Consider the following 1,423-nt stretch of genomic DNA (forward strand, 5'->3'; position numbering starts at 1 on the left):
CGAGTTGTTCAGATGGTATGGGCGCCTCCGCCTAGTCTTCGGTGGCGCGAGAGGGTCGCCTGCAAGGCGGTCCCTCCGGCCACGGCATCGATGTGCCAATGTGGCTATGTGATTCGCCACCAACCGGAGGGTCCGTCATGAAGCGTAACGTCATCGCCATCGATATCGCCAAGAAAGTATTCCAACTGCACTGGGTCGACCAGGCAACCGGCGCCATAGAACGACTGCAACTCAAGCGCGCTCAGTTGCTTGAGTGGTTCTGCCAACGGCCAATCGCGCTGGTCATTATGGAAGCCTGCGGTGGTGCTCACGAATGGGCTCGGCAACTGGAACGATTGGGCCATACGGTTCGTTTATTGCCTCCCAAGGCGGTACGTCCCTTCGTTCAGCGTCACAAGACCGATGCGGCCGACGCCCAGGCCATTTGGACTGCGGGCCAGCAACCTGGGATGCACTTCGTTCCGGTCAAGACCGAAGATCAGCAGGCGATACTGGCACTGCATCGGATACGCAGCCAACTGATGAAGATGCGCATCATGCAGAGCAACGAGTTGCGTGGCGTGCTTTACGAGTTCGGCATCGTGCTGCCAGAGGGGCATTCGGCTCTGCTCAGCGCATGGCCGGGGGCGTTGCTTGAGGCGCAGCGGCGATTGCCGACGATAGCTGTGGATAGCCTAGTCGAACAGCGTAAACGGATTGCGGGGTTGCAAGGCGATATCGTGGCGGTGGAAAGGCGGCTCGTTCAGCACCTGCGGGAGAACCCCGCCTGCCAAGCGATCGCCACTGTACCGGGCGTCGGCGTACTCACCGCCACCGCCATCGTTGCCACAATGGGATCACCTGCAGCCTTTGACAATGCTCGTCAGTTCGCCGCTTGGCTCGGACTGACACCACGACAGCGCGGAACCGGCGGCCGCATTCGTCAACTTGGCATCAGCAAGCGCGGCGACGTCTATGTGCGAACCCTGCTGATGCACGGAGCACGAGCCGCCATTCTCAAGGCACATGCCCATCGCTCTTGGCCTTGGCTGGAATCCCTACTGCAACGACGACCGTACAACGTGGTCGTTGCCGCGGTTGCCAACAAACTGGCGCGAACCCTCTGGGCGATGCTCTCGCGTGGACAGTCATGGCGTCCACAGGGTTGGTGTCTCCAGTCGATTTGACACTCTGAAGAACGAACTCGTTTCAAGGAGAGCAAGCGACGAATCGAGTGATGGGTCAGACAGGTCGGACCGTGACGAGAACATTCCGATAGGGAACCAGAGCGACTAGCTCGATGTTCAGATGGGACCCTCGTCAGCGAAATCCATCAGGGCCAGCGGGCATTCGCGCCGCACAACAGGCCGGATATAAGACCGCAGTCCTGCTATCTGACCATCATCCGATCAACGGCTTGCTTTCCCGGAGGCGCCCATATAAG

At 59.9% G+C, this 1,423-nt stretch carries 1 protein-coding gene; it reads left to right on the forward strand.

The features are described from left to right. Positions 1 to 137: 137 nt before the first annotated feature. Positions 138 to 1,166, forward strand: a complete 1,029-nt coding sequence (locus tag ACTOWJ_RS29360; protein ID WP_441338178.1) for an IS110 family transposase — start codon at positions 138 to 140, stop codon at positions 1,164 to 1,166. Positions 1,167 to 1,423: the final 257 nt, after the last annotated feature.

Origin of the sequence: Lysobacter sp. CA199 (assembly GCF_052078715.1) — a bacterium.
Taxonomy (GTDB): domain Bacteria; phylum Pseudomonadota; class Gammaproteobacteria; order Xanthomonadales; family Xanthomonadaceae; genus Lysobacter.